The following is a 26,993-nucleotide window of genomic DNA, read 5'->3' on the forward strand; positions in this document are numbered from 1 at the left end:
TCACCGGCTGGGCTGGCATGGGGCACGGCGCGTTCCGGACTCCGGACGCGTTTCAAAATCAGGATAAGTGGATGTGATTCATTGTCTTGCAATGCTTTTCGGTGCGCAATTCTGACCGGCGCATTCGGCGGAGGGACGTTCACTGAACGCGTACCCCGCCGTTCACAGAACGGATTCTCGCGCGGTTCGGGATCGGCTTTGCGCCGCCGATCCTCTCAGAGGGTGTTGCCAAAACCTCCCAGCGTGATTGACTTCCTGAAGGAGGCGCTGCCCCGCAACTCGCTTGTACACTGCACCCTGGCGCCGACCGAAGGACCTCGCCAGCAGACCGACGGGGTTGGTTCCGTGCCCTGATCTGGCCCCTGCGCCACCGAGACGAGGTCCTTCGGTTGCGCGCAATCTGCTGTGTGACTTCTGGTTACACGCGGTGCGCGCCCTCAGGAAGTCACCGCTTCGTTATGGATTTGAGGTTTAGCAACACCCTCTCAGGACGAAACCGCGTTTGACGCGAGCCCAGCGCGCGGCCTACGATTCCGCCGGAATCCACCTGATCCACCGCTTTACCGGAGCCATCGCATGCGTCACGGCCTGCCGACGCTCATCGCCGCGGCCGCGCTGGCCGGCGCCTGCACGCCGCCTCCGCCGCCGGCGACGGTGCCTGCCCCCGTCGCCGAGCCCCGGATGCAGGCGGTGACGGTCCTCACCCCGGCGCCCGCCCGGGATGCGGGCCTCGCGGCGGACCTGCCGGCGACGCTCGATTCCATCGCGCGGGCGGCGGTGGCGGACCGTGCGGCGCCGGCCATCGCCATCGCCGTCGGGCGGCACGGGCGGCTGGTGCACCTGGCGGGATACGGCGCCGTGGACTGGGCCCCCGGCTCCGCCGCGGTGACGGACAGCACGTTGTTCGACCTGGCGTCGGTCACCAAGGTGGTCGCCACGACCACGGCGGCGATGATCCTGGAAGAGGAGGGGCGGCTGGACCTGGACCGCACCGTCGCCTCGTACCTGCCCGAGCTGACGGACAGCACCAAGCAGGGGATCACCGTGCGGATGCTGCTGACGCACCGCGGCGGGCTGGAGGCGTTCGCGCCGCTCTATCGCCAGTACCGCGGCCGGCAGCAGTACCTGGAGCAGATCAACGCACGCCCCCTGCGCGCCGCGCCTGGAACCACGACCGTCTACAGCGACTGGGACCTCATCCTCCTGCAGCTGGTCATCGAGCGCGTGACCGGGCAGGAGCTGGACGCCTTCGTTCGCGACCGCATCTTCGGGCCGCTGGGGATGCGCGAAACCGGCTACCGCCCCGGCGTGCCGCGCGACCGCATCGCCGCCACGGAGCGGGACACGTCGCGCGGCGGCCTGATCTGGGGCCAGGTGCACGATCCCAACGCGTGGGCCATGGGGGGCGTGGCGGGGCACGCCGGCCTTTTCGGCAGCGCGCGCGACCTTGCCGTGTTCGCGCAGATGCTGCTGAACGGCGGCGAGTACGGCGGCGTGCGCATCCTGCGCCCGGCGACAATCGCGCGATGGACGGCGCCGCAGGTGGCCGGGAGCAGCCGCGCGCTGGGCTGGGACACGCCGTCGGGCGAATCCAGCGCGGGACACTTCTTTTCCACGCGCAGCCTTGGCCACACGGGCTACACCGGCACGTCGCTGTGGATGGATCCCGAGCGCGGCCTGTTCGTCATCCTCCTTACCACCCGCGTGAACCCCACGGCCGAGAACCAGAAGCAGGCCCCCCTGCGCCGCGCCGTCGCCGATGCCGTCCAGAGCGCCATCCTCGACGCGCCGCTGGTGGACTGGGAGGCACGACGGAAAGCGGCGGGGCCGTGAGGGGATGGGGCGGAGGTGGAGGGATGGAGGCGCGGCGACCGGGATCGCGGTAGCCGCGGGCGCCCCCTCCGGGCTCGCATTACTCGCCCACCTCCCCCAAAACTGCTGGGGGAGGTTGGGATGTGGGGCCGGCGCTGGTGTGCTTCCGAAGGGGCTCGGTGCGGGATGGTGAGCCGCCCCCCTCCCCGGCCTCCCCCGCAACTGCTCGGGGGAGGGCGACGCGACCCACGGCGTCTGCAGGGGGATCGAAGTCTCCTCTCTAGCGAGGAACGAGTGGGGAGGGGTTGTGGGCGCAGTGCGATGTCCGTCGCCAAGCCCACATCCATCGGCAACCCCAACCTCCCCCAGCAGTTATGGGGGAGGTGGCGAGCCTAAGCGAGCCGGAGGGGGCGCCTGCGGACGCAGCTGGGCCGTGTCCGGAGCGCAATCGAATTCTCCCCTCTCCTCGAGGAACGAGTGGGAGGGGTTGTGGGCGCAGTGCGACGCCAGTCGCCGAGCCCACATCCGTCGGCAACCCCAACCTCCCCCAGCAGTTTTGGGGGAGGTGGCGAGCCTAAGCGAGCCGGAGGGGGCGCCCGCGGACGCAGCTGGGCCGTGTCCGGAGCGGGATCGAATTCTCCCCTCTCCGTGAGGAACGAGCGGGGAGGGGCCGGGGGAGGGGCACCCCGCGGGCGCTAGCTCGATGCAAGTCACGGCGGGACGGATTGTCTTCTCTCCATCCACCCGCCGCGAACACCGCCGCGGCGCGAGGATATCCGCGGCCCCCGCTGGCCCGGAGCGTGCAGCCCGCAAGGCAACTCGTTACCACAGGTCCGGTTGGTACATCCAGAGAAACCAGGTTCGGTCAAGGCCATGGCGCAGTCCCGCGAGCGCGTACCCGTTCAGATCCTCGAGCACGACCAGATCGCCAGCACCCTGGCGCAGCGAATTGCCAGCGTCATCCGCTCGGCCAACGCCGCCGGCCGGCCCGCCGTCCTGGGGCTGGCCACCGGCAGCACGCCCATCGGCATCTACCGCGAGCTCATCCGCATGCACCGCGACGAGGGGCTCGACTTCAGCAACGTCGTCAGCTTCAACCTCGACGAGTACTACCCGATGGCGCCGGACAGCATCCACAGCTACCACCGGTACATGTGGGAGAACCTGTTCGAGCACATCAACATTCCCCGCGAGAACGTCAACATCCCCCCCGGCGACATTCCCCGCGAGCAGGTGGAGGCGCACTGCGCGGGGTACGAGGAAAAGATCCGCGGGCTGGGCGGCATCGACTTTCAATTGCTGGGGATCGGCAAGACGGGGCACATCGGCTTCAACGAGCCCGGCTCGGGCGTGGAAAGCCGCACCCGGCTGATCGCGCTGGACACGGTGACCCGGCGCGACGCCGCGGCCGACTTCTTCGGCGAGGACAACGTCCCCACCGAGGCCATCACCATGGGCGTGGCCAGCATCCTGGACGCCAAGGAGGTGGCCCTCATCGCCACCGGCGAGCACAAGGCGTCCGTCATCCGCCGCGCAGTGGAGGACGAGCCGGACCCGGACGTGGCCGCCACGTACCTGCAGACGCACCCCAACGCCACCTTCTACCTGGACCCCGCGGCCGCCGCGGAGCTCACCCGCGTCAAGACGCCGTGGGTGGTGGGCGAGGTGCGCTGGACGCGCGAGCTGGAGATCCGCGCCGTCATCTGGCTGAGCGAGTCCGTCGGCAAGAGCATCCTGCGGCTCGACAACTACGACTACCGCGAGCACCACCTGTCCAGCCTGCTGGCGCGCTACGGCAGCGCGGGGCCGCTGAACGGCGAGGTGTTCAACGCGCTGATCTCCAAGATCCGCGGCAAGAGCAAGCTTCCGCAGGGCAAGCGCATCGTCGTCTTCAGCCCGCACCCGGACGACGACGTGATCTCCATGGGCGGCATTCTCAACAAGCTGCACCACAACGACAACGACATCGTGGTGGCGTACCAGACGTCGGGGAACATCGCCGTGTTCGACCACGAGGTGCGGCGCTACCTGGACTTCCTGAACCGCTTTGGCCACGACTTCGACCTGGGCGACGGCCGCATCGAGGACCTTACGGGGCGGATGTCGAAGTTCCTGGATGAGAAGCATCCGGGCCAGGTCGACATCCCCGAGGTGCAGCAGATCAAGCAGCGCATCCGCGAGGCCGAGGCGGTGTCGGGGATCGAGACGTTCGGGATGCGGAAGGACCAGGCCTGCTTCCTGAAGCTGCCGTTCTACCAGACGGGCAAGGTGCGCAAGGACGCCATCGGCCCCGAGGACGTGCGCATCACCCTGGAGCTGCTGGAAGACCACAAGCCGGAGATCGTCTTCGTCGCCGGCGACCTGAGCGACCCGCACGGCACCCACCGCATGTGCCTGGACGCCGTGATGCGGGCGCTGGCCGAGTACAGCGGCGACGCCCCCGAGGTGTGGTACTACCGCGGCGCCTGGCAGGAGTGGCCGGTGAGCGAGGCCGACGTGCTGGTGCCGCTGTCTGAGGACGAGCTGTCGAAGAAGATCCTGGCCATCTACAAGCACCAGAGCCAGAAGGACAAGGCGCCGTTTCCCGGGCAGGACGACCGCGAGTTCTGGCAGCGGGTGGAGGAGCGCAACATGGGCACGGCGCGCATCGTGGACCGGCTGGGGCTGCCGGAGTACTTCGCCATGGAGGCGTACGTGGTGCGCCGCAACGGCAAGCCGCTGGAGGTGGAGACGGTGTCCACCAGCGCCCTGGGCGCCCCCTCGCACCGCCGCCGCGCCAGCGACTTTCCCGGCGCCGGCGCCGGCGCGCAGCCCGGGCTGCAGGGCGACGCCGGCGAGGTGACGGAGCTGGGCGGACAGACCACCACGTGAGCATGCAGACGTTCGCCGGGGTGGACGGGGGCGGCACGCGCTCCACGCTGGTGCTGGCGAACTCCGCCGGCGCCGAGCTGGCGCGCGTGGCGGGGCCGGCGGGGATCGTGGACCCCCGCCAGCCCGAGCGCAGCGCCGAGGTGATCGCCGAGCTGGTGCGCGAGGCGCTGTCCCGGGCGGGGCTGGCGGAGCGGCCGGCGGCGCTGTGCGCGGGGCTGGCGGGGGTGGGCAACGAGCCGGAGCGCCTCGCGGTGGAGAGTGCGCTCTCCGCGGCGGAGGTGGCGGGCGCGGTGCGCATCGTCTCGGACGGCGAGATCGCGCTGCACGGGGCGTTCGGCGGCGGGGCGGGGGTGCTGCTGATCGCGGGGACGGGCTCGGTGGCCTACGGGCTGGGCCCGGACGGGCAGCGCGGGCGGTGCGGGGGATGGGGGATGATGGTGGGCGACGAGGGAAGCGGCTACGCCATCGGCCGCTCCGGGCTGGCGGCGGCGCTCCGCGCGGTGGACGGGCGCGAGGGGGAAACGCGCCTGCTGCCGCTATTGCTGGAAGTGCTGGAGCTGGATGGGCCCTCGGGGATGCCGCCCTGGGCCGGCCGCGCGTCCAAGAGCGACATCGCCGCGCTCGCCCGCCACGTGCTGGACGCCGCCGCCGGCGGGGATGCGCTGGCGATGAGCGTGGTGGAGCACCACGCGCGGGAGCTGGCGCGGCACGTAATCGCGCTGGCGCACCGGCTGGGCCCCTGGCCGGGGGACGTGCCGGTGGTCTTTCACGGCGGGGTGCTGCGCTCGGGCCTGTACGCCAGCCTGGTGGACCTGAGCCTGTCCCAGAACGCCCACCGCTACCGCATCCAGCCCGCCCAGGCCGACGCCGTCCACGGCGCCCTCGCCTACGCCCGAGCCATGGTCGACGGCAAGGTGCCGGCGGGGGCGTGAGGCCGGCTAGCGGCGGCCGTAGTGCCCACGAGCGACGTTGAACGTCACGCCCGTCGGGTTGATCTCGTACACGATGCGATGCTCGTCCGTGATGCGGCGGGACCAGCTACCCCCTGAATTTCGAAGGGGCTCCGGCTTGCCGATCCCGCTGAACGGGCTGCGCATGACTTCTTCTACCAGCCGCATGACGCGAATGGCAATCCGGGGATCCGTCTCGATCCAGTAAGCCAGATCCATTCTGAATGCCGCTCGCACGATCGCCTGCCGCTCTTCAGCGACGGCGGGCGATGCGGTTCTCGTGCGGCCTTGGCGGTTAGCGGCGGTCAAAGTCGAACGGGATCCGGACGTGAGGAGGAAGGGGGAGCGGCGGACCATTGACCGCGCGTGACTCTTCAATGAGCCGAAAAAGCCGCTCGGCGAATTCGGGACGCTCCGCAAGGTACTGCGTCATCGTGTCCCGGACTCGGCCGCGGCGGAGGCCGCCGCGCCACATCGGGCGGATGCGGGGGCGCAGGATTCGTGTCGCCATGACTCTCCACACACTTCAGGTTTGCGTTGCGCTTCTCTTTACCCGCGGGAGCGCACCGGTTTCCGAGGGGCATAGTCGAACGGCTGCCGCACGCCTTCCATCGACATCGGCTCGACGCCCCACGCTGCTAGCTGCTGGTCGATCCGCCGCAAATCCTCCAGGTATCCGGGATGCCGGGCCAGGTACTCCGTCATCGTGTCTCGGATCTTCCCGCGCCGCAGGCCGGCTCTCCACATCGGCTGGATGCGCGGACGGTGGCTTCGTGCCGCCATGAGTCGCCGGGGTTTCGGGGTGCGCAGATGCACTCTACTATGCATCGCACGCGCCGTGGCTGTCAAGTCCGTCCAGAATACGCCACGTGCGGCACGATGGGCTTTTGCCGATTCGTCCTGCTCACACCTGCACGCGACACCTCATGCGCCGTCTTCGACCGCTCCTTTTGATCGCCCTCTCCCTGGCCGCGGCCGGCTGCACGGGCGGGCGTCCGTCCACCGCGCCGGCGCCGGCGGAGAGGCCGTACGACCTGCTGATCCGCAACGGGATGATCGTGGACGGCACGGGGAGCCCGTGGTACCGCGGCGACGTGGCGGTGCGCGGCGACCGCATCGCGGCGGTGGGGCTGCTGCGGGCGGCGCAGGCGCGCGACACCATCGACGCGACGGGCCTGGTAGTGTCGCCGGGGTGGATCGACATGCTGGGGCACTCGGAGTACCCGCTGCTGCGCGACGGCCGCGCCGTCAGCAAGATCACGCAGGGCATCACCAGCGAGATCACGGGCGAGGTGACCAGCGTGGTCCCGGTCAACCAGAACACGCTTCGCGAGCTGGGGCGCGACTCGGTGCCGTGGAGCGACCTGGACGGCTACTTCCGCGCGCTTGAGGCGGCCGGGCCCGCCATCAACCTGGGCACCTTCGTCACCGTGGGCTCGGTGCGGCGCTACGTGATGGGCGACGCGGACCGCCCGCCCACCCCCGCCGAGCTGGACACCATGCGCGCCCTGGTGGCCGAGGCCATGGAGGACGGCGCCATGGGCCTCTCGTCGGGCCTGATCTACGCGCCCGCCTCGTACGCGACCACGGAAGAGGTGATCGAGCTGGCGCGGGTGGCGGCGCGGTACGGCGGCGGATACGCGTCGCACATCCGCTCCGAGGGCGACCGGCTGGTGGAGGCGGTGAACGAGGCCATCCGCATCGGCGAGGAGGCGGGGACCTGGGTGCAGATCCACCACCTGAAGGCGTCCGGCCGCCCCAACTGGGGAAAGATGCCGCAGGCGGTGGCGGCGATCGAGTCCGCGCGCGCGCGCGGCGTGGACGTGACGGCGGACCAGTACCCGTACCCCGCCAGCGGCACCGGGCTGGACGCCATCATCCCCAACTGGGCGCACGCGGGCGGCAACGACTCGCTGCTGGCGCGCCTGGCGGACCCGGCCACCCGCGCCCGCCTGCGCGCGGAGCTCACGGCGGGCGGCACGGACTGGAACATCGGCGCGTCCGCGGGCGGGCCGCAGGGGGTGATGATCGCGGGGGTGACGGCCGACAGCCTGCGCCGCTACCAGGGGATGCGGCTGAACGAGGTGGCCGAGGCGCGCGGGCAGGAGGTGGTGGACGCGCTGTTCGACATCCTGCTGGCGGACGGGGCGTCCACCTCCGCCATCTACTTCTCGATGTCGGAGGAGGACATTGAGCTTGCGATGCGCCAGCCGTGGATCATGGTGGGGATCGACGCGGGGGCGCGGGCGGCGGACAGCACGGTGCAGGGCAAGCCGCATCCGCGGGCGTACGGATCGTTCCCGCGCATCCTTTGCCGCTACGTGCGCGAGCGCAACGTGATCACGCTGCCGGACGCCATCCGCAAGTTCACCTCGCTCCCGGCGGCGCGCGTGGGGCTGGACGACCGCGGCGTGGTGAAGGAGGGGATGTTCGCGGATTTCACGATCTTCGATCCGGACACCGTCTGCGACCGCGCGACGTTCGACGAGCCGGTACAGACCAGCATCGGGATCATGCACGTGATCGTGAACGGCGTCCCCGTGCTGCGCAACGGCACGCCGACGGGGGCAAGGCCGGGGCGGGGGCTGCGGCGGAACTGAGGCCTTCCGGCGGAGGGGACGGTACGCCAACGAAGTTCTGGCCGCGCGACGAAAGGCATCGAACTGCGTCCGCGGGGTGCCCCTCCCCCCGGCCCCCTCCCGTTCGTTCCTCACGGAGAGGGGGAGAACTGCGGCTACGCCGCATCAAGGGCAGCTTCGATGCGCTGAAGGACGGATGGGAGGTCCGACAGCACCTCTTCGTTGCGGAAGCGGATCACGCGGATGTTGAGCGTGGCGAGCGCGTCCGTCCGCGCCTAGTCCATGATCTCGCGCCCGTCGTGGCTGGAGCCGTCCAATTCCACGCACAGCTTCTTTCGCGGACAGTAGAAATCCAGGATGAAGCGGTCCACCGGGTGCTGCCGGCGGAATGGCAAGCCACACAACTGCTGCTTCCGTAGCGCCGACCATAACACGCGCTCGGCCGCCGTTGGCTCCTGCCGGTGCACTTTCGCGGCATCCAGGATCGGCGCCCGGATGCGATGTATGTTTCGCCCCACACACCCCTCCATCAAAAGGTGTTCATCTTTTCTCCCCTCTCCGTTTTTCTCCCCTCTCCGTGAGGAACGAACGGGGAGGGGCCGGGGGAGGGGCACCCCTGCGGACGCAGTTCGATGCTGTTCGTCGAGTCACCCATGCTCCGGGAGGGCTCCCCAGAGTCACGCAGGTGTACGAAGTAAACAACGAATAATCGCCGGCGCGCTCCTCCGCCAACACGCGATCCGCCATCCCAAATTCCCGCGAAGAGATCAGGACGACACGCCCGGTGGCGCGCGCGTAGATTGGGGCCATGATCATGATGACTCGCGAAACGATGCTCGAGCGGTTCTACGCTCGCGACCGCGGCAGCAACGGCCGGTTCATCACCGGCGTGCTGACCACGGGCATCTACTGCCTCCCCTCGTGCACGGCGCGCAAGCCGCTGCCTGAGAACGTGCGCTTCTTCGGCTCGGAGGACGAGGCGCGCTCGGCGGGGCTGCGGCCGTGCCGCCGCTGCCGGCCGGACCACTTCTACCAGCAGTACGACCCCGACGTCCACCTGCTGGAAACGCTGGCCGGCGACGTCCACCGCGCGCCCGCGTCGTTCGCCGACGCGGCGGCGCTGGTCACGGCGTCCGGTATCGGCACCACCAAGCTGAACGCGCTGTTCCGCCGCCACTTTCACGCGACGCCCGCCGCGTTCCTGGCGCGCGAGCGTGTGACCGCCGCCTGCCGCTCGCTGGCCGGCGGCGCCACGGTAACGGAGGCGGCGTACGCAGCGGGCTTCGAAAGCCTGTCCGCCTTTCACCTCAACTTTCGCCGGCTCAAAGGCCTGACGCCCGGCGAGTACCGCGCGCTGGGCACGTCGCCGTCGTTCACCATCGCGCTGCCGGACGGCTTCCGGGTAGACACGGTGCTCGGCTACCTGGGGCGCGATCCGGCGAGCGTCATCGAGCGCGTCCGCGGCAGTGAGCTGGCGAAGGCGATGCGGCTGGGCGGCCGGCCCGCGGTGCTGCGGATGCGGTTCGACGCGGAGGCGGGGGCCTGCACGGTGGATGCGGCGGATCCGCTCGACGCGGAGGGGATGCGCGAGGCGCATGCGGCCGCCGTGCGGATGCTGAACCTGGCGAGCGATCCGTCCGCGTTCGAGCGGCAGGTGGGGCGGCAGCCGGAGCTGGCGCGGCTGATCGCGCCGCGGCGAGGGATGCGGATTCCGCTGACGGCGACGCCGTGGGAGTGCCTGCTGTGGGCCATTGTGGGCCAGCAGGTGAACCTGCCCTTCGCCTACGCGCTACGCACAGAGGTGGCCGAATTGGCCGGTGAGCCGGCGGGGGACGGGCTGCGTGCGCATCCCACGCCGGAAGCGGTCGCGGGGCTGGAGTACGAGGACCTGACCGCCCGCCGCTTCTCGCGCCGCAAGGCGGAGTACCTGATCGACACGGCGCGGCTGATCGCGGGCGGCGCGCTGCGCATCGACGGCGAGCGCGAGATGGCGACGGCGGTGGAGCGGCGGATGCTGGAGGTGCGCGGGCTGGGCCCCTGGTCCGTGCAGTACTTCCTGATGCGCGGCTGCGGATTCGCCGACTGCGTCCCCGTGGGCGACGCGGGGCTCACGGCCGCGCTGCAGCGCTTCCACAACCTCGATCATCGCCCCGGGCCTGCGGAGACGCTCAGCCTGATGGAGCCGTTCGCCCCCTTCCGCACCCTGGGGACCTATCACCTCTGGAGCAGCCTGGGAGATCCCGCATGAACACGTACGCCCACACGCTCGACTCGCCCATCGGCCCGCTGACCCTGGTGGTGAACGCGGACGGCGCGCTGACGCACATCCTCTTTGCCCACCAGCCGCCGCCCGCGCACGTCACGTGGGACGCGGAGCGGTGCGGCGCCGCGGCCACGCAGCTGCGCGAGTACTTCGCCGGCCAGCGGACGGACTTCGACCTTCCCCTGGCCCCCGCCGGCAGCGACTTCCAGCGCCGCGTGTGGGATGCGCTGCGGAATCTGGGGCACGGCGAGGTGGTGGATTACGGTGGATTGGGAACGCGCATCGGCCGCCCCGGCGCCGCCCGCGCCGTGGGCCGCGCCAACGCAACGAACCCCATCCCCATCGTCATCCCCTGCCACCGGGTGATCGGCGCGAACGGGACGCTGACGGGCTACGCGGGAGGGCTCGACGCCAAGCGGGTGCTGCTGCGTCTGGAAGGCCGGGACGTGCGGGACGGGCGCATTGCGCGCGCGGTGGCGGCGTGAGCGGTCCGGAAGACCTGGGCGGTCCGGAAGAAACGCTGGACCCGGCGGACTGGGAGGCGTTCCGCGCGCTGGCGCACCGCATGGTGGACGACACGCTGGACCACCTGCGCACCCTTCGCGACCAGCCGGCGTGGCAGCCCATGCCGCCCGCCGTCCGCGAGGGCTTCCGCGAGCCCCTGCCGCGCGCCGGGGAGGGCGAGGACGCGGCGTACGCGCAGTTCCGGCACCGCATCCTCCCCTATCCCAACGGCAACCTGCACCCGCGCTTCTGGGGGTGGGTGCAGGGCACCGGCACGCCGCTGGGGATGATGTCGGACATGCTGGCCGCGGCGATGAACCCGCACCTGGGCGGCCTGAACCACGCGCCGGCGCTGGTGGAGCACCAGGTGATCCGCTGGCTGGCGGAGCTGATGGGCTTTCCGGTGGACGCGAGCGGCGTGCTGGTGACCGGCGGGTCGATGGCCAACGTGCTGGGGCTCGCCGTCGGCCGCCACGCGCGCGCCGGGTGGGACGTGCGCGAGGAGGGGATGCACGGCGGGCCCCCGCTCATCGTCTACGCCTCTACCGAGACGCACGGCTGGGCGCGCAAGGCGGTGGAGCTGATGGGGATGGGCCGCCGTTCCCTGCGCACGGTGCCGGTGGACGCGCTCGACCGCATGGACCTGGACGCGCTCGCCGCCGCCGTCCGCGAAGACCGCGCGGCGGGGCACCGGCCCGTCTGCGTGATCGGCACGGCGGGGTCGGTGAACACCGGCGCGTCCGACGACTTGGCGGCGCTGGCGGACTTCTGCGCGGCGGAAGGGCTGTGGTTCCACGTGGACGGCGCGTTCGGCGCGTGGGCGTACACGTCCGACGCGCTGCGGCCGCGGGTGGCGGGGATGGAGCGGGCGGATTCGCTCGCCTTCGACCTGCACAAGTGGGGCTACCTGCCCTTCGAGTGCGCGTGCGTGCTGGTGCGGGACGCGGAGCTGCACCGCGGCGCCTTTGCCGCGTCCGCGCCGTACCTGGCGCAGATGGAGCGCGGGGTGATCGCCGGCGGGCTGCCGTTCGCGGATCGCGGCATCGACCTGACGCGCGGCTTCAAGGCGCTCAAGGTGTGGATGAGCTTCAAGGCGCACGGCGTGGATGCCATCATCCGCCTGGTGGAGCAGAACGTGGCCCAGGCCCGGCACCTGGCCGCGCGGGTGGAGGCGAGTCCCACGCTGGAGCTGCTGATGCCGGTGCAGCTGAACGTGGTCTGCTTTCGCTATGCGCCCGCGGACCTGCCGGAGGCGGAGCGGGACGCGACCAACCAGGAGATCCTGCTGCGGCTGCAGGAGGACGGGATCGCGGTGCCGTCCGGGACCGTGGTGCGCGGCCGCTACGCCATTCGCGCCGCCATCGTGAACCACCGCAGCCGCCGCGAGGATTACGACGTGCTGGCGGATGCCGTGGAGCGGATCGGGCGCGAGGTGGCGGGGACCATCGGGTGAGTGCGTGATGAACCGGGTGAGCTGGCGGGGTAGAGGCTGGCACGCACCAGTACGACGCGCGCAAACCTCCCCGAACAGGCTGCCGAACAGCACCAGCGCGAACTGCGTGACGAACGGGTGCACCTCGGCGTACATCTGTCATTCCGAAGGAGGCGCCTCATCGCGCTTGGCCGCTCGCGCAGAAGCTTGGCGCCGACTGACAGGGTGTTGCCAAACCTCCCAGCGTGATTGACTTCCTGAGGGAGGCGCCGCCCGATAACTCGCTTGTACACTGCACCTTGGCGCCGACCGAAGGACCTCGCCAGCAGAACGGCGGGACTGGTCCCGCGGCATGGAGCCGGCCCCGCCTTGCCGGAGAGCAGGTCCTTCGGTCGCGCGCAGGCGGTTGTGTGGAATTGAGTTACACGTGGTGCGCTCCCTCAGGAAGTCATCGCTTCTTTGTGAGGTTTGGGGGTTTAGCAACACCCTCTGAGGAATCCATTTTCGGGCTGCTCGTGGCGTGCCGGTCGCGCCTTCCGACTTGCGGCCACGCCCCACGATGCACTCTCCGGCGCCGTCGTAGCCGCGGGTCTGGCCCGGGCTGCCGCGTCTGCCCTCCAGCACGCCGAAAGCAGATTCCTCGGCCCTGCAACTGGCGGCGCGAGAGGAGGGGCACACGCGGCCGGGCCTCGGAATGACAGACTCCCGCTATTCCCTATTCCCTATTCCCTATTCCCTATTCCCTATTCCCTATTCCCTATTCCCTATTCCCTATTCCCTATTCCCTGCTTTCCTACTCCACCCGCGTCAGAAAATCCAGCCGGATCATCCGCGTGCCGTGGCCCTCGAAGTCCACCTCGGCCTTGTCGCCGGCGATCGCGAGCACCAGGCCTTCGCCAAAGGTGCCGTGCGTCACCTCGTCGCCCACGGCCAGCGCCTCGGCGTCCTCCGCGGCGGAGGCACGGGCCGCGGCGCCGCCGTCCATCATGGCGATGGCGGGGGCCTCGGCGGCGGCGGTCATCCCCTCCACCCGCGGCGCCACGCAGTTGTCGCAGTGGCCGCAGGTCCAGTCGTCCGCGCGCACCTCGCCAAAGTAGTCCAGGATCAGCTTCGTCCGGCACTTTGCCGTGCGGCAGTAGCGGATCATCTCCTCCAGCTTTACCCGGTCCTGCGCGCGGCGCGTCTCGTAGTCCTGCAGCTCGCGGCTCAGGTCCGCCGCCGCCACGTCCGGCGCCAGCCGCTCCCACAGGCCGCCGCGATGCTCGCGCATCATCCCGTGCCGCTTGAGCAGCGTCATCACGATGCGGGCCTTGCGGCGCGGCACCTCGGCCATGTCGGCGATCTCGTCCAGCGGGCGCTTTTCCGCCAGCGGCATGCGGTTGACGATGCGCGCCGTGGCGATGGCCTCGTCCAGGTCGGGGTACTTGCCGCCCAGGAAGTAGCCCTGTACGCCGCGGTCCTCCTCGCGATAGAGGATGACGCACCGCGAAGGCTCCGCGTCGCGCCCCGCGCGGCCGGCCTCCTGGTAGTACGACTCCATGCTGCCGGGAAAGTGGTAGTGCACGATGAAGCGGATGTCGGGCTTGTCGATCCCCAGCCCGAACGCGTTCGTGGCCACCACCGCCTTTACCTGGCCCGCCATGAAGCGGTCCTGCGCCTCGTGCCGCTCCCTGGATCCCAGCTTTCCGTGGTACAGCGCAAGCGAGTGCCGCTTGCCGAACTCGTCGTGGATGCGCTCCGCCTCCTTGACCGTCGCCACGTAGACGATCCCCGTCCCTTCCGCCCGGCGCAGCACCTGCTCCAGCGCCGCGTCCTTGGCCGATTCGTTGACGGTGGGCTGCACTTCCAGGAACAGGTTGGCGCGGATGAGCTCGCCCACCCAGGTGAACGGGTCGCGCATCCGCAGCTGGTGCGTGATGTCGTCGCGCACCTCGGGGCTGGCCGTGGCGGTGAGCGCCATCACCGGCGGCCGCCCCAGCCGCTCGGCGATGCCGCCCAGCATCATGTAGTCGGGGCGAAAGTCGTGGCCCCACTGGCTTACGCAGTGCGCCTCGTCGACGACGAACAGCGACACCTCGCGGTCCAGCAGCACCTCGAAGAACTCGCGGTCGCGAAAGCGCTCCGGCGTCACGTACAGGATCTTGCCGCCGCCGCCCTCCACCGCCTCCTCCGCCTCGCGCTGCTCCCGCGCCGACTGGGCGGAGTTGATGGTCCACGCGTCCACGCCCAGCTCGTCCAGCTTGTCGGTCTGGTCCTTCATCAGCGCGATGAGCGGGCTCACGACGATGGTGAGCCCCGGCAGCAGCAGCGCCGGCAGCTGGTAGATGAGCGACTTGCCCGCCCCCGTCGGCAGCACCACCAGCGCGTCCTGGCCGCCCAGCACCGCGCGGATGGTTTCCTCCTGCCCCGCCCGGAACTCGTCCAGCGAGAAGTGCTCTTTCAGGAACGGAAGCAGGTTCGCGTTCGCGTCGGCTTGGGGCGTCGCGGTTGGCAAATCGAAATCGTGGCGCGGGTAGACCAGGCACTCCGGTGAACGGACGCCGGAGGGGCAAGCACCGGGCCACCTCGTGCGAAGCCGGCGCCGCCGGAGCCCGTCCCCGTCGGCCGTCGAGCGAAAGGCCGGTGCGGCGGTTCGTGCGGCGCGGCGAAGGGAATGAACTCCGACATTGTACATTCTTTATACGACCTTTAAAGATGGACAGGCACTCCCTTTGCCAGGCCCCTCCGGCCCCAGAGAAGCATCTGTTTTTCACCTGGTGTACCGGAGGACCGCATGCCCAAGCCTGCGCCCGTGCTTCACCGTGTCGCGCGCCTGCTGGCGCTCGCCGCCATCCTTTCCGCCTGTGACGCCGACGACATCACGGGAGGAGGGGGAGGGGGAGGAGACAACCTCGATCCGCCAACCTCGGGGAGCCTGGCCCGCTTCAACGTGGACCTGAGCGCCGCCGGTTCATTCCGTCCGGGCCAGCCCGTGCAGCTTACCATGAGCGTACGCGCCCTGCTCCCCACCAGCGACGCCACCGTCGACCTGGTGCTTCCCGAGCTGGCCCAGGCCGAGCTGCGCGGCGGGTGGGACCGGTACCAGCCCGCGCGCGGCGGGGCCCTGCGCCCCCTGGCCTCGAAGCGCCAGGCGCTGGGCCGCGGCGCCACCACGCAGCACCAGGCATCCGTCACCTTTCCCCGGCCGGGCTACTATTCCGTCTGGGCGTCGGTAAGCTCCGCCGACAGCACGTTCGTGGGCGGCCAGCCGGTGCAGAACACCGAGGTCAAGGCGCTGTACGTGTGGATCAGCGAAACCGGCGGGCGGGTGATGGAGGAGTTCGACCCCACCCTGCTCCCGGACGACGCCGTCCCGGGGCTGGGGCCGCTGCGCAGCCGCTCCGCCCGCGCCGCGCAGTCGCGGCAGCCGCGCGACGGGCAGATGCAGCAGACCACCGGCACCATCGAAGTGGTCATCGACTACTACCACCCCATCGACAGCATGTACGTCAACGTCCCCGACGCGGACTACAAGGTGGACGCGTACAACTCCGCGGGCGCGCTGCAGGGAAGCTACACCGGCCGCACCAACGCCAACGGCAGCATCTTCATCAACTGCGGCACCGGGTACCGCTTCAACGTGTCGGTGTGGGCGCGCAACCCGCGGGTCACCGTGACCAACTCCTCCAGCACCCTGCGGACGGGCGCGCTCATCTCGTCGGCCACGTACTACGCCTCCAGCAGCTGCGGATATCCGGAGTGGCCCGACGCCACGCCCAACGTGTCGCACGTCTTCAACCAGATGAACATCGTCGCCACCAACGCGGCCAGCTTCTTCGGGTACGCGCGCCCGCAGGCCAACGTGCTGCTGGTGAACGAGTCGGCGCAGCCGTACAGCTCGTACTGCCCCACCACCGCCTACCTGGGCTGCACCCCGGGCAACGACTTCATCCGCATCAACACCTACACCGGCAGCACCTACGGGCAGCAGGTGTACGGCAGCAACGGCGTGTGGACGCAGGCGCACGAGTACGGGCACGCATACCACGAAAAGGCGCTGGGCGGATACATCGAGCAGTTCTGGCGGGCGGCCAGCTGCCCCGCCAACCATCCCATCAGCACCGCCACCAAGCTGCAGTGCGCCTATCCCGAGGGCTTCGCCGACTACTTCGCCGTCGCCACGCGCGGCGACGCCACGGGGTACGAGTACGGCTTCGAGATCAGCTGGTACTACCTGCACGTGGCCGGGCGCCCCGCCGACGGGTCGGTGGTGGAGGGCGCCGTGGGCTCGTTCCTGTACGACATCACCGACAGCAACCGCTTCGGGGCGGGCACCGCCGGCGGGCAGCTGGACGAGCTGCACGATGCGGTGGCGTACCCCGGCCGCCTGGTGGCCGACATGATGCGGACCTGCGAGGTCACCGAGAGCGGCGTGTGGAAGCGGGCCAGCGGCATCGACCACATCATTCACTGCCTGGAGAAGGCCGTGCACCCGGCGATCACCGGCTCCACGACGTACTTCCCGTCGCGCACGCCGGATCCCACCGCGCAGCGCGCCACCAGCACGGTGACGTGGGACGCGGCGCAGGTCCGCAAGCTGTGGCTGAAGAACCTGTACAACCGCACCACGCTGTAAGCCGGCACGCTCCATCCGGCGCCCCAGTGGGCGCCGGAGGACCGCGGGCGGCGGGCATGGTCCGCGCATGATCACGGGTCCCGCGCATCATTCCGGATGCGCGGGCCCTTTTACAGAGGATGGAGATGGCTCCAGTGAAGTACGCTTTTCGGTACGCGGCGGCCGTGCTGGCCCTCCTGACGGCCGGCTGCGCGGCGGCCGGCGTGCGCGCGGGCACGGCCGATACACCCGCGCTGCGGTTCGTCTCGTACCTGGCGCCGGGATACGGGGCGGAGTTCGCGTACGATGAGGCGGGCCGGGGGGGAACGGCGCGCACGGACGCGTTCGGGCAGGACAGCGGGGAAGTTGCCCCGCACTCGCCGTGGGTGCCGCTGGCGGAGGGGGAGCCGGTGGAGGTGGAGGTGCGGCTGCTGGATGACGCGCGTTCTCCGCTGGCCACGGGGAGCGTGCAGATCCCGCGGGCGGAGCGCGACTGGTTCTACGAGGTGCAGGTCGCGGTCATCCGCTACGATCCACGCATTCCCCGGCCGCCGTGCATGGGCTGCTCTGGCGAGGTGCGCTTCCCCGTTCGCCCCGGCGGCGCGCTGACCGTCGGCGACTCGCTCGTCGTCACATGGAGCGCCCGCCACGCACATCTTCCCATGCCGCCGTCGTGACGCGAGCTGCCTCTCCCTGCATGTCACCGGGTCAAGTTGATGTCCTGTATGGATTTGAGGACAGGGTGCCGGTCCTGGCACGCCGGCCGCGGGGTCGCCCGGAGTGCGGATGAACCGTGGAGATTGCTTGCGTTCTGGCGCCGGGACGGCAGTATTGGGCCGCGGAACCAGCGGAAGGGCCTTCGGGGCACCGGCCTTGCAGAGGACCGGCGCCGAAGTAGCCAACTCGGCTGATGTGGCAGGCTAGGTCCCCAAGACGGAGCTAAACGTTATGAACGCTGTATCTCGCAAGTTCACGGTGGCGCTGGCCGCGCTCACCGTAAGCACCGGCATGACCGGGTGCGCGTCGATGAACAACACGGAGCGCGGTGCCGCGGGCGGCGCCGGGGCGGGCGGCGCCATCGGCGCCATCATCGGGCGGCAGACGGGCAACACGGCCCGCGGCGCCATCATCGGCGCGGTGCTGGGCGGCGCGGCCGGCGCGGTGATCGGGCGGCGGATGGACCGCCAGGCGGAGCAGCTGGAGTCCACGCTTCCCGCCGCCGAGGTGGAGCGGGTGGGCGAAGGCATCGCGGTGACCTTCGAGAGCGGCGTGCTGTTCCCCTTCGACAGCGACCAGGTGCTCCCCGCCGGCCGTGAGAACCTGCGCCAGCTGGCCAACAGCCTGCGCGACTATCCGGAGACCGAGGTGCTGATCGTGGGCCACACGGACAGCCAGGGCACGGATGAGTACAACATGGGGCTTTCGCAGCGCCGCGCGGCGTCGGCGCGCCAGTTCCTGGTGGGCCAGGGCATCAACGGCGCCCGCATTCGCGTGGAAGGCCGCGGCGAGTCGGAGCCGGTCGCCGACAACAGCAGCGACGCGGGCCGCGCGCAGAACCGCCGCGTAGAGGTCGCCATCTTCGCGAGCGAAGAGTACCGCGAGCAGATCCTGCGCGAGAACCGCCAGTAAACCGGCGCTCTTTCGCGGACGGCCGCCCCGGCACCTTCATGGTGCCGGGGCGGTCTTCGTATTTGGGGGAAGGAAAGGCCTCACGCAGAGACGCGGAGGCGCAGAAAGAGGATGGGGCCGGATCGTGGCGCGCGATGGGTTACGAGGAGGCCGAGAGTAGATTCCTCAGTCGCGCGCAGGGTTTTTCGCAACGGACGGGGTGGGGTGGGCGCTCCTTCGGAATGACAGATTGGAGGCTAGCCCAGCACTTCGCCCAGGATCGTGAACGCGGCGGTGCGGATGCGGCCCTCTTCGTCGCACGACGGATCGTAGGCGGTGAGGGCGACGGCGGCGATGGGCAGTGTCTGGCGGATGGTTTGGATCACGTTCAGCACGTCGCTCAGCAGCAGTCCACCATCGGCCGCGAACGCGTTTGCGCGGCCTTCCGGGGGATCCAGAACGTCGAGGTCAATGTGCAGATACACGGCGTCCGTGCGGGTCTGCAAGCCTTCCAGCGCGGCGGGAAGCCACTCGGGATAGTCGACGACCGAGAGGACGGGCGTGCGGGAGTGATACAGATACTCCGATTCTGCGGGATCCAGGTCGCGAGCGCCGATCAGGCAGACGTTGTGGTCGGGGACGGGGCGAAAGCCGGGGAGGGTGGCCGCCATCTGCCCCCAGCAGCGGCCGGTGGCGATGGCGAGCGCCATCCCGTCCAGAAAGCCGCTGCGCGTGGTGTCCGGCGTGTTGAAGTCGGCGTGCGCGTCCAGCCAGACGACGGCGGGCTCGGCATCCGCCAGTCCGGCCAGCGTCCCCATGGCGGTGGCGCAGTTGCCGGCCAGGACCACGGGAAAGGCACTGGCGGAACGTGCCTCCCGCACCGCGTCCGCCACGCTGGCGGCGAGCTGAAAGGTGGTGCGGATCTCCGCGGGCGGCGGATCGGCGGGGGCCTCGATCCAGCGCGTGCCGACGGTGTGGCCGCGGGCGCGCAGGGCCGCTTCCAGGCCGCCCTCCAGCAGGTGCGCCGGACCGGCACCCATCCGCCAGCCGCGGATGCCGCTGTCGTAGGGGACGGCGATCAGGCGGACGTCGCGGCTCACGGGCGGGCGGCCAGGATCTCCAGCAGCAGCCGCGCGGCCAGGCGGGCCGTGCGGCCGTCGGGATCGTACGGGGGCGAGGTTTCCATGATGTCGGCGGCCACCAGGCGCGGATCGGCGGCGGCGGTGCGGACCACGTCGATCATCTCCCGCGCGGAAAGTCCGCCGGTGCCGGGCGCGCTGACGCCGGGGGCGAACGCCGCGTCGGCCGCATCCATGTCGATGCTCAGGTACAGCGCATCCGCGCCCGCCGTAGCACGGTAGAGGGCGGCCTTGGTAACTGTCACCGCGCCGTGCTTCTCTACGTCCTCCACCGGGGACAGCCGCACGCCTGCGCTGGTGGCGAAGTCCAGGTAGTACTGCGAGTTGGCGAAGCGGCGGATGCCGATCATCGCCACGTGCGCGCCGTCGACGATGGGCGTCTCCATGGCGCGGCGGAACGGGGTGCCGCTGGAAAGGTGCGCCTCGTCGTCGTACTCGCGGACGTCCAGGTGCGCGTCGACGTTGACGACGGCCAGGCCGATCTCCGGCCGCGCGGCGGCCAGGCCGCGGATGATGGAGCCGGTGATCCCGTGGTCGCCGCCCAGGAAGACGGGGCGCGCGCCGGCGGCGAACACCTGGCGCGCGGCCGCCTCGATGCGGGCGTGCGCGTCGGCGCCGTTCATCCCCGGCAGCGCCACGTCGCCCAGGTCCAGCGCGGGGGGCACGTGCCGCTCGCCGTCGTAGGTGCCGAACGAGGCCAGCGCCTCGCGGATGGCGCGCGGCCCAAAGCGGGCGCCCGGGCGCGACGGAATGCCGCCGTCGTACGGAAAGCCCAGCACCACCGTGCGGCCGTCCAGCGGCTCGCCCTCCGTCCACGGCTGCAGCAGCGTGGGCGCGCGGGGGTCGCGCGCGTCCGGCTGCGCGCGCAGGCCGGCCAGGGGATCAGCGGTTGAGTCGCTCACGAAGCGGCGGATGTGAATGTGGGTGGAATGAGGCTCATCTCCGGAGCAACCTGGCCATCTCCGGAGCAACGCTGGGTTGTCTCCGGAACAACCTGGGTCGTCTCCGGAGGCAGCTGGGTTGTCTCCGGAGCAACCTGGGTCGTCTCCGGAGGCAGCCCTGGATCATCCCCGGAGCAACGTGGACCATCTCCGGAGCAACCCTGGGTTGTCTCAGGAGCAAGTCCGGGCGAGCGGGCGAGGGCCCCCGCCGGCGCGCGCGGATGTGTGTACTTTCGCGTTTTATCCTGTCCAGGCCGTCCGTTTATCCGCTACTGCACCACGCGCCGGACTTCGCCCACGCCGACGGCGGCCCCGCCGCGGCGGGGGTCGGCCACGGCGGACTGCACGCCGTTGGGCAGCACCATGATGGACTGCACGTCGCCCTGAAAGCCCTCGCGCTGCGCCAGCGCGTGGCCCATGGCGCGCAGGCGGGCCGCGGTGGCGGGGGACAGGCCGGCGCGCTCGTAGCGCAGGGTGTCGGGGAGGTGCTGGTGGTGCAGGCGCGGGGCCGAGGTGGCGGTGGCCACGTCCATCCGGAAGTCCACCACGTTGCTGATGGCCTGCGCGATGGAGGTGATGATGGTGGCGCCGCCCGGTGTGCCCGTCACGAACAGCACCTTGCCGCTGGGGTCCAGCACGATGGTGGGCGTCATCGCCGAGAGCATCCGCTTGCCGGGCGCCACGGCGTTCGCCGCGCCCTGCACCAGGCCGAACTGGTTGGGCACCCCCGGCTTGGCGGTAAAGTCGTCCATCTCGTTGTTCAGCAGGAATCCGGCGCCCTCCACCGTCACCAGGCTGCCGTACAGCGAGTTGATGGTCGTCGTCACCGCCACGGCGTTGCCGCGCTCGTCCACGATGGAGTAGTGCGTGGTGTGTGTTCCCTCGCGCGGCGGGGCGCCCAGGCCCGGCGCCACCTGCGCGCTGGGCGTGGCGCGGTCGCGGGCGATGGTGGCGCGGCGCTCGGCGGCGTACGCGTCCGACATCATCCGCGCGGTGGGCTGCGGGACGAAGTCGGGGTCGGCCAGGTAGGCGTTGCGGTCGGCGTAGGCGCGGCGCGCGGCCTCGGCGAACACGTGCACGTGCTCGGGCGACAGGTAGCCCATCGCGCGCAGGTCGTACCCTTCCAGGATGTTCAGCATCTCGGCCATCGTCACCCCGCCGCTGCTGGGCGGGGGCATGGAGATGACCTCGTGGCCGCGGTAGTCGAAGCGCAGCGGGTCGCGCCACACGGCGCGGTAGCGGGCCATGTCGTCGCGGGTGATGAGCCCGTTGCCGCGCCGCATCTCGGCCTCCACCAGCTCCGCCGTGCGGCCGCGGTAGAAGCCGTCCGCGCCCTCCGCGGCGATGCGCCGGAAGGTCTGGGCCAGGTCCGCCTGCACCAGCCGGTCGCCCACGCGCAGGACGCGGTTGTTGGGCATGAAGACGCGGGCGGTGGCGTGAAAGCGGCCGATCTTGTCCGCGTTGCTTCGCAGCGAGTTGGCCAGCCGCTCGTGCACCATGATCCCCTCCGCCAGCGACACGGCCGGCTGCACCAGCTCGGCCCACGGAAGCGAGCCGAAGCGGCGGTGCGCCTCCCACATCCCCGCCACCGAGCCGGGAACGCCGGAGGCCAGGTGGCCGATGAGCGACTTTTCGGTCACGTTCCCCGCGGCGTCCAGGAACATGTCCGCCGTGGCCGCCATGGGCGCCGCTTCGCGAAAGTCCAGCGACGCGGTGGTGCCGTCCGCCATCCGCACCACCATGAACCCGCCGCCGCCGATGTTGCCGGCCTCGGGGTTCACCACCGCCAGCGCAAAGTGGGTGGCCACCGCGGCGTCCACGGCGTTGCCGCCGCGGTGCAGGATCTCGGCGCCCACCTCCGACGCCACGCGGTCGGTCGTCACGACCATCCCGCGCTGGGCGTTTACGGGGGATGTGGAGCCCCGCGGAAAGTCCCAGCCGGGGGCAAAGGTCACGGTGTCGGCCTGGGCGGCGTCGGCGCGCGACGGGCCGCCGGGGCCGCACGCGGAAAGCGCCAGGAGGACGGGGGCCAGCAGCAGCGGAAGCGCGCGCGAGCGGATCATCGGTATCAGCCGTGTAGCAGGACTCTGGTCGTGGCGGAGTGGACGCCGTAAGATGAAAGTACAGGGAATAGGGAACAGGGAATAGGGAAATTAGGGGACAGGTTACAGGGGACAGCGGGATTGATGCCAATGAGGGAGCCGGCCGTGATTCCTCCGGTTGCGGACGCGCAGGTGCTTCGGACGCCGTAGATCGCGGGCCGCCGAGTCCGCGAAGGCGGACTTTGCGTGGTTCCAGCGGCGAATTCATTCGCTCCCGCAGGCGGAACTGGCGGTTTCCAGCGTCGGATTCACTCGCTCCTGGAGCGGGCGGCGGGGGGGCTGATCGGATCGCACGGGCGGTGCCGGCGGGGCGTCCACTCCGGCGACTGGCGGCGAACGGGCCCGAAGCGTGCGGACTCTTGCGTTCCCTTGCGGGACCGCGCACGTTGCGGGGCTCGCCCGTGCGGTTCTTTATCCCCCGATCTGACCGGATGACCAAGCCGCCGCTGGACCCCCGGCTCACCGAGCAGCGCAACCCGGACACCGCCGGGATCGACCAGCTCTCGGCGCTGGAGATCGCCCGGATCATCAACCGCGAAGACCAGCGCATCGCCCCCGCGGTGGCCACGCAGCTGGACTGCATCGCCCGGGCGATCGAGATGGCGGAGGACACCTTCCGCGCCGGCGGGCGGCTGATCTACGTGGGCGCGGGAACGTCCGGCCGGCTGGGGGTGCTGGACGCCTCGGAGATGCCGCCCACCTACGGCACCGACCCCGAGATGTTCCAGGGGGTCATCGCCGGGGGATACGACGCGCTGCTGAAGGCGGCGGAGGGGGCCGAGGACAGCCGCGAGGCGGGCGGCGCGGTGATGGACGAGAAGGGGGTGGGGCCCAACGACTTCGTCTTCGGCATCGCCGCTTCGGGAAGCACGCCGTACGTGCACGGGGCGCTCACCCGGGCCAAGCAGCGCGGCGCCAAAGCCGGCTTCCTGCTGTGCACCGAGCCGGAGCAGTGGATGCTGGACGTGTACGACGTCGTCATCGCCCCCCTCGTCGGGCCGGAAGTGGTCACGGGGTCCACGCGGATGAAGGCGGGGACGGCCACCAAGCTGGTGCTCAACATGATCAGCACGGGCGCCATGATCCGCACCGGCAAGGTGTTCGGCAACCTGATGGTGGACCTGCGCGCCACCAACCAGAAGCTGCGCGACCGCAGCGAGCGCATCCTGATGGAAACGCTGGACCTGGAGCGCGACGACGCCCGCGCCCTCCTCGCCCGCAGCGGCGGCAGCGTAAAGACGGCGATGGTGATGCACTGGACGGGCGCGGACCGCGAGCACGCCGCCGAAGAATTGGCCCGCGCCGGCGGCCGCCTGGGCGACCTGGTAAAGATCGCGGCGGGATGACCTTCTCCGCCGATCCGCGCACCCTTCCCGCGCGCCCGCCCAGCGAAGTGGAGTGGGAGGACCTGCTGGTGCGCGTGGAGATCGCCGCCCGCGCCCTGCGCGTCGCGGTCGAGGACGCCCCCGCGGACCATCCCGGCGTGGTCCAGGCGCTGGGGACGGGCGTACGCGGCGAGATGGCGCTGCAGCGGATGCTGGAGGCCATGGTGGACGGGCGCGAGCTGCCGGCGGACCTCGGCGTCGGGGCGGAGGTCGTCGCGGGGGATGCGCCGTCGCTGGTGGCCGAGTACGGGCGGCTGCGCTACCGCAGCTTTCTGATGGTGCAGCGCCGCGGGTTGAACGTGTGGGACTGGCAGGTGCGCGGCGGCCCGTACGACGGCGCCACGGCCTACCAGCTGTTCCAGGCCGCCGCGCGGACCGACGGCGCGCTGCTGGCCGCCGTCCGCGGCGCCGCGCGACAGGGGGCGGGCGCGTGAGGATCGTGGGACTGATGTCCGGCACCTCGCTGGACGGCGTGGACGCGGCGCTGGTGGACGTGGAGGGAAGCGGGACGGAGGACGTGCGGATCACCGTCGTCCACGCCCTCACGCTTCCCTACGCCGAGGAGCGGCGGACGGCGATCCACGACGCCATCGTGGCGGGGACGGCGGAGGCGCTCTGCGGGCTGCACGGCGACCTGGGCGAGTGGCTGGCGGAGGCGGCGCTGGCCGTCTGCGCCGAGGCGGAGGTCGACGTGGCGACGGTGGACGCGGTGGGCTCGCACGGGCAGACGGTGTGGCACCGGCCGCCGGCGGAGGGAAAGCGCGGGGCGACGCTGCAGCTGGGGGACGCGGCGACCATCGCGGAGCGGACGGGGCGGCCGGTCGTATCGGACTTCCGCACGCGCGACGTGGCGGCGGGGGGGCAGGGGGCGCCGCTGGTGCCCTGGACGGACCAGCTGCTGTTCAGCGTGCCGGACCGCGCCCGCGCGCTGCAGAACCTGGGCGGCATCGGCAACGTGACACGCGTGCCGCCGCGGGGAAGCGCCGAGCCGGTGTGGGCGTTCGACACCGGGCCCGCCAACTCGCTGATCGACGCGGCGGTGGAGATCGCCACGGAGGGGCGGCACCGGTACGACAAGGATGGGCGGCTGGCGGCGCGGGGGACGGTGGACGAGGCGCTGCTCGCCGATCTGCTTCGCCACCCGTACTTTGCCGCGGAGCCGCCCAAGTCCACCGGGCGCGAGGAGTTTGGCCGGCCGTTCGTGGAGCGGCTGGTGGCGGCGGTCCATCCCGAGGGCGACGGGGACTGGATGGACCTGATCGCCACGCTGACGGAGCTGACGGCGCGCACGGTGGCCGACGCCTACGCGCGCTGGGTGGTGCCGCGCGGCGTGGACGAGGTGGTGCTGACGGGCGGGGGCGCGCGCAACCCGGTGCTGGCGGGGCGCATCCGGGCGCTGCTGCACCCGCTGCCGGTGGTGGACGGGGCCGCGCTGGGCGTGGACCCCGACGCCAAGGAGGCCGTGGCGTTCGCGGTGCTGGCCTGGGCGCACCTGCGGGGAATTCCCGCCAACCTGCCCAGCGCCACCGGCGCCGCGGGGCCGCGCGTGCTGGGCTCGCTTACGCCCGGCGCCTGATTCATCCTTCGCAGACGAGCGATGAGGCCGATCCGCATCCCCCCCCTTCTTCGCACGGCCCGCGGCGCACTGGCGCTGGCGGGCCTGGCGGCGCTGGGCGGATGCGCGCTGCTGCAGCCCTCGGCGCCGCCGCGCTACGGCAACCGCCTGTTCGTGAACCAGGTGGTACGCATTCTGGACGCGGAGGAGCAGTCGCCGGCGTACTACCGCGAGCGGGGGCGGCTGGAGGCAATGGGGCCGGAGCTGGACGCGGTGCTCATCGGGCTGGTGGAGGACCAGTCGCTGGACGAGAACGTGCGCGCCAACAGCGCCGTCCTGCTGGCGGACCGCCGCGCGCCGGGGTCCATGCACCTGCTGCGGCGCACGCTGGCGGCCAGCGGCAGCGACGTGGTGCGCGCGGCGGCGGTGCGGGGGCTGCAGCGCTTTGCGCCGGACTCGGCGGCGGCGCGCAACGCCCTGCGCGCGGCGGTGGGCGATCCGTCGTCGCTGGTGCGGCTGACGGTGCTGGGGCGGCTGGAGGTGGAGGACGCGCCGCTGATCCGCGCGCTGCTGGCCCGCGAAGACGACGCCCAGGTGCGCACCATCGCCCGGCAGCTGCTGGAATTGATGGAGGCCCGCGGGGCGCGGCTGGTGCGCGACGCGCGCGGCGACCTGCGCACCTCGGGGCGCGAGGGCGCGCCGCAGATCGTGTTTCACCCCGCGTGGCGCGACTCGCTGGGCGGGGTCGAGGTGGGGGCGCTGTGGGTGGAGCTGCCGGGAAACACGTCGCTGGTGCCGCTGGCGCAGGACGTGGAGGTGGTGGACGACGTGGTGCCGGCGTTCTTCGACGTGGAGCGCTCGGTGGTGGCGTTCGAGGCGGGGCGCGAGATCCGCATTCGCGAGCTGCGCAGCGGAGAAACGCGCACGGTGGGCCCCGGCGTGGCGCCGCGGGTCATCCCGTTCACCAACAACATCGTCTACGTGCGCCCCATCCCGGACGCGGTAAAGCCGGTGGGCGACGACGCCACGGTGAGCTACCACGTGATGCGCGTGTCGCTGCTGGGGGGCGCGCCCGAGGTGATCGGCCAGCTGGAGGCGCGGGTGCGGCCCACGGTGCACTCGGGGGCGTCGCCGGTGCGGTGGATGGTGGTGGGCGATACGCCCGACCGCGGCTTCGTGCTGCGCGCGCCCGGCGTGGAGACGTTCGTGCTGCCGGGCCCGTACGAGATGCCGCCAGGGAATAGGGAATAGGGAATAG

20 protein-coding genes and 1 pseudogene are annotated in these 26,993 nt (G+C 71.1%); 14 read left to right on the forward strand and 7 right to left on the reverse strand.

What is annotated here, in order from left to right:
- The first annotated feature begins 576 nt into the window (after positions 1-576).
- From VGC13_RS06255 to VGC13_RS06265, 3 genes are all read left to right on the forward strand, one after another.
- The gene (locus tag VGC13_RS06255) at positions 577-1,833 is read left to right on the forward strand and encodes a serine hydrolase domain-containing protein (RefSeq protein WP_331124365.1); all 1,257 of its coding nucleotides are present in this window, start codon (positions 577-579) and stop codon (positions 1,831-1,833) included.
- An 852-nt stretch (positions 1,834-2,685) separates the two neighbouring features.
- A complete protein-coding gene (nagB, locus tag VGC13_RS06260) occupies positions 2,686-4,683 on the forward strand; it encodes a glucosamine-6-phosphate deaminase (protein WP_331124366.1) in 1,998 nt (665 codons plus the stop codon).
- Positions 4,684-4,685: 2 nt separating this feature from the next.
- The gene (locus VGC13_RS06265) at positions 4,686-5,615 is read left to right on the forward strand and encodes a BadF/BadG/BcrA/BcrD ATPase family protein (protein WP_331124367.1); all 930 of its coding nucleotides are present in this window, start codon (positions 4,686-4,688) and stop codon (positions 5,613-5,615) included.
- A 6-nt stretch (positions 5,616-5,621) separates the two neighbouring features.
- On the opposite strand, the gene VGC13_RS06270 is transcribed toward VGC13_RS06265, so the two are convergent.
- Positions 5,622-5,852, reverse strand: coding sequence for a Txe/YoeB family addiction module toxin (locus VGC13_RS06270; protein ID WP_331124368.1), 231 nt, complete (start codon positions 5,850-5,852; stop codon positions 5,622-5,624).
- Between the two features lie 330 nt (positions 5,853-6,182).
- Entirely contained in the window at positions 6,183-6,338 is a 156-nt protein-coding gene (locus VGC13_RS06275; RefSeq protein ID WP_331124369.1) for a hypothetical protein, read from the reverse strand.
- Positions 6,339-6,559: 221 nt separating this feature from the next.
- On the opposite strand from VGC13_RS06275, the gene VGC13_RS06280 reads away from it, so the two are divergent.
- Positions 6,560-8,233, forward strand: a complete 1,674-nt coding sequence (locus VGC13_RS06280) for a D-aminoacylase (protein WP_331124370.1) — start codon at positions 6,560-6,562, stop codon at positions 8,231-8,233.
- Positions 8,234-8,367: 134 nt separating this feature from the next.
- On the opposite strand, the pseudogene VGC13_RS06285 reads toward VGC13_RS06280, so the two are convergent.
- Positions 8,368-8,742, reverse strand: a pseudogene (locus tag VGC13_RS06285) (endonuclease domain-containing protein).
- 278 nt (positions 8,743-9,020) lie between these two features.
- Here VGC13_RS06285 and VGC13_RS06290 point away from each other — a divergent pair.
- From VGC13_RS06290 to VGC13_RS06300, 3 genes are read left to right on the forward strand one after another with little or no spacing between them, the layout of a single operon-like run.
- The gene (locus VGC13_RS06290) at positions 9,021-10,460 is read left to right on the forward strand and encodes a DNA-3-methyladenine glycosylase 2 (RefSeq protein WP_331124371.1); all 1,440 of its coding nucleotides are present in this window, start codon (positions 9,021-9,023) and stop codon (positions 10,458-10,460) included.
- On the forward strand, positions 10,457-10,960 hold the full coding sequence (locus VGC13_RS06295; RefSeq protein WP_331124372.1) for a methylated-DNA--[protein]-cysteine S-methyltransferase: 504 nt from the start codon (positions 10,457-10,459) through the stop codon (positions 10,958-10,960). The genes VGC13_RS06290 and VGC13_RS06295 overlap by 4 nt, the downstream gene beginning before the upstream one ends.
- A complete protein-coding gene (locus VGC13_RS06300) occupies positions 10,957-12,432 on the forward strand; it encodes a pyridoxal phosphate-dependent decarboxylase family protein (RefSeq protein WP_331124373.1) in 1,476 nt (491 codons plus the stop codon). The genes VGC13_RS06295 and VGC13_RS06300 overlap by 4 nt, the downstream gene beginning before the upstream one ends.
- A gap of 772 nt (positions 12,433-13,204) precedes the next feature.
- Here VGC13_RS06300 and VGC13_RS06305 read toward each other — a convergent pair.
- Entirely contained in the window at positions 13,205-14,905 is a 1,701-nt protein-coding gene (locus VGC13_RS06305; protein ID WP_331124374.1) for an ATP-dependent DNA helicase RecQ, read from the reverse strand.
- 279 nt (positions 14,906-15,184) lie between these two features.
- Between VGC13_RS06305 and VGC13_RS06310 the strand changes: the two genes are divergently transcribed.
- From VGC13_RS06310 to VGC13_RS06320, 3 genes are all read left to right on the forward strand, one after another.
- The gene (locus VGC13_RS06310) at positions 15,185-17,026 is read left to right on the forward strand and encodes a hypothetical protein (protein WP_331124375.1); all 1,842 of its coding nucleotides are present in this window, start codon (positions 15,185-15,187) and stop codon (positions 17,024-17,026) included.
- 134 nt (positions 17,027-17,160) lie between these two features.
- A complete protein-coding gene (locus VGC13_RS06315) occupies positions 17,161-17,682 on the forward strand; it encodes a hypothetical protein (RefSeq protein ID WP_331124376.1) in 522 nt (173 codons plus the stop codon).
- Between the two features lie 271 nt (positions 17,683-17,953).
- Positions 17,954-18,634, forward strand: a complete 681-nt coding sequence (locus VGC13_RS06320) for an OmpA family protein (RefSeq protein ID WP_331124377.1) — start codon at positions 17,954-17,956, stop codon at positions 18,632-18,634.
- Positions 18,635-18,870: 236 nt separating this feature from the next.
- Here the strand turns inward: VGC13_RS06320 and VGC13_RS06325 are convergent, their stop codons facing one another.
- The 3 genes from VGC13_RS06325 to ggt all read right to left on the reverse strand — a co-directional run bounded on the left by VGC13_RS06325 (position 18,871) and on the right by ggt (position 22,756).
- Entirely contained in the window at positions 18,871-19,713 is an 843-nt protein-coding gene (locus tag VGC13_RS06325) for an arginase family protein (RefSeq protein WP_331124378.1), read from the reverse strand.
- On the reverse strand, positions 19,710-20,654 hold the full coding sequence (gene hutG / locus VGC13_RS06330) for a formimidoylglutamase (protein WP_331124379.1): 945 nt from the start codon (positions 20,652-20,654) through the stop codon (positions 19,710-19,712). Before hutG ends, VGC13_RS06325 begins: the two co-directional genes overlap by 4 nt.
- A gap of 308 nt (positions 20,655-20,962) precedes the next feature.
- Entirely contained in the window at positions 20,963-22,756 is a 1,794-nt protein-coding gene (ggt, locus tag VGC13_RS06335; RefSeq protein ID WP_331124380.1) for a gamma-glutamyltransferase, read from the reverse strand.
- A 470-nt stretch (positions 22,757-23,226) separates the two neighbouring features.
- Here ggt and murQ point away from each other — a divergent pair, with 470 nt between their 5' ends.
- Genes murQ through VGC13_RS06355 form a run of 4 tightly spaced genes read left to right on the forward strand, consistent with a single transcriptional unit; the run spans position 23,227 to position 26,986 of the window.
- A complete protein-coding gene (murQ, locus tag VGC13_RS06340; RefSeq protein WP_331124381.1) occupies positions 23,227-24,141 on the forward strand; it encodes an N-acetylmuramic acid 6-phosphate etherase in 915 nt (304 codons plus the stop codon).
- Positions 24,138-24,614, forward strand: coding sequence for a hypothetical protein (locus tag VGC13_RS06345; RefSeq protein WP_331124382.1), 477 nt, complete (start codon positions 24,138-24,140; stop codon positions 24,612-24,614). Before murQ ends, VGC13_RS06345 begins: the two co-directional genes overlap by 4 nt.
- On the forward strand, positions 24,611-25,756 hold the full coding sequence (locus VGC13_RS06350) for an anhydro-N-acetylmuramic acid kinase (protein WP_331124383.1): 1,146 nt from the start codon (positions 24,611-24,613) through the stop codon (positions 25,754-25,756). Before VGC13_RS06345 ends, VGC13_RS06350 begins: the two co-directional genes overlap by 4 nt.
- A 21-nt stretch (positions 25,757-25,777) precedes the next feature.
- A complete protein-coding gene (locus VGC13_RS06355; protein WP_331124384.1) occupies positions 25,778-26,986 on the forward strand; it encodes a hypothetical protein in 1,209 nt (402 codons plus the stop codon).
- The last annotated feature ends 7 nt before the right edge of the window (positions 26,987-26,993 follow it).

The sequence above is a fragment of the Longimicrobium sp. genome (assembly GCF_036399255.1).
In the GTDB taxonomy this organism is placed as follows: Bacteria; Gemmatimonadota; Gemmatimonadetes; order Longimicrobiales; family Longimicrobiaceae; genus Longimicrobium.

Coding starts and splice junctions, on each gene's coding strand:
- VGC13_RS06310 (WP_331124375.1), top strand. CDS start 15,185: ATGCCCAAGCCTGCGCCCGTGCTTCACCGTGTCGCGCGCCTGCTGGCG.
- VGC13_RS06320 (WP_331124377.1), top strand. CDS start 17,954: ATGAACGCTGTATCTCGCAAGTTCACGGTGGCGCTGGCCGCGCTCACC.
- murQ (WP_331124381.1), top strand. CDS start 23,227: ATGACCAAGCCGCCGCTGGACCCCCGGCTCACCGAGCAGCGCAACCCG.
- VGC13_RS06265 (WP_331124367.1), top strand. CDS start 4,686: ATGCAGACGTTCGCCGGGGTGGACGGGGGCGGCACGCGCTCCACGCTG.
- VGC13_RS06270 (WP_331124368.1), bottom strand. CDS start 5,852: ATGGATCTGGCTTACTGGATCGAGACGGATCCCCGGATTGCCATTCGC.
- VGC13_RS06295 (WP_331124372.1), top strand. CDS start 10,457: ATGAACACGTACGCCCACACGCTCGACTCGCCCATCGGCCCGCTGACC.
- VGC13_RS06355 (WP_331124384.1), top strand. CDS start 25,778: ATGAGGCCGATCCGCATCCCCCCCCTTCTTCGCACGGCCCGCGGCGCA.
- VGC13_RS06255 (WP_331124365.1), top strand. CDS start 577: ATGCGTCACGGCCTGCCGACGCTCATCGCCGCGGCCGCGCTGGCCGGC.
- VGC13_RS06280 (WP_331124370.1), top strand. CDS start 6,560: ATGCGCCGTCTTCGACCGCTCCTTTTGATCGCCCTCTCCCTGGCCGCG.
- VGC13_RS06290 (WP_331124371.1), top strand. CDS start 9,021: ATGATCATGATGACTCGCGAAACGATGCTCGAGCGGTTCTACGCTCGC.
- VGC13_RS06345 (WP_331124382.1), top strand. CDS start 24,138: ATGACCTTCTCCGCCGATCCGCGCACCCTTCCCGCGCGCCCGCCCAGC.
- nagB (WP_331124366.1), top strand. CDS start 2,686: ATGGCGCAGTCCCGCGAGCGCGTACCCGTTCAGATCCTCGAGCACGAC.
- VGC13_RS06275 (WP_331124369.1), bottom strand. CDS start 6,338: ATGACGGAGTACCTGGCCCGGCATCCCGGATACCTGGAGGATTTGCGG.
- ggt (WP_331124380.1), bottom strand. CDS start 22,756: ATGATCCGCTCGCGCGCGCTTCCGCTGCTGCTGGCCCCCGTCCTCCTG.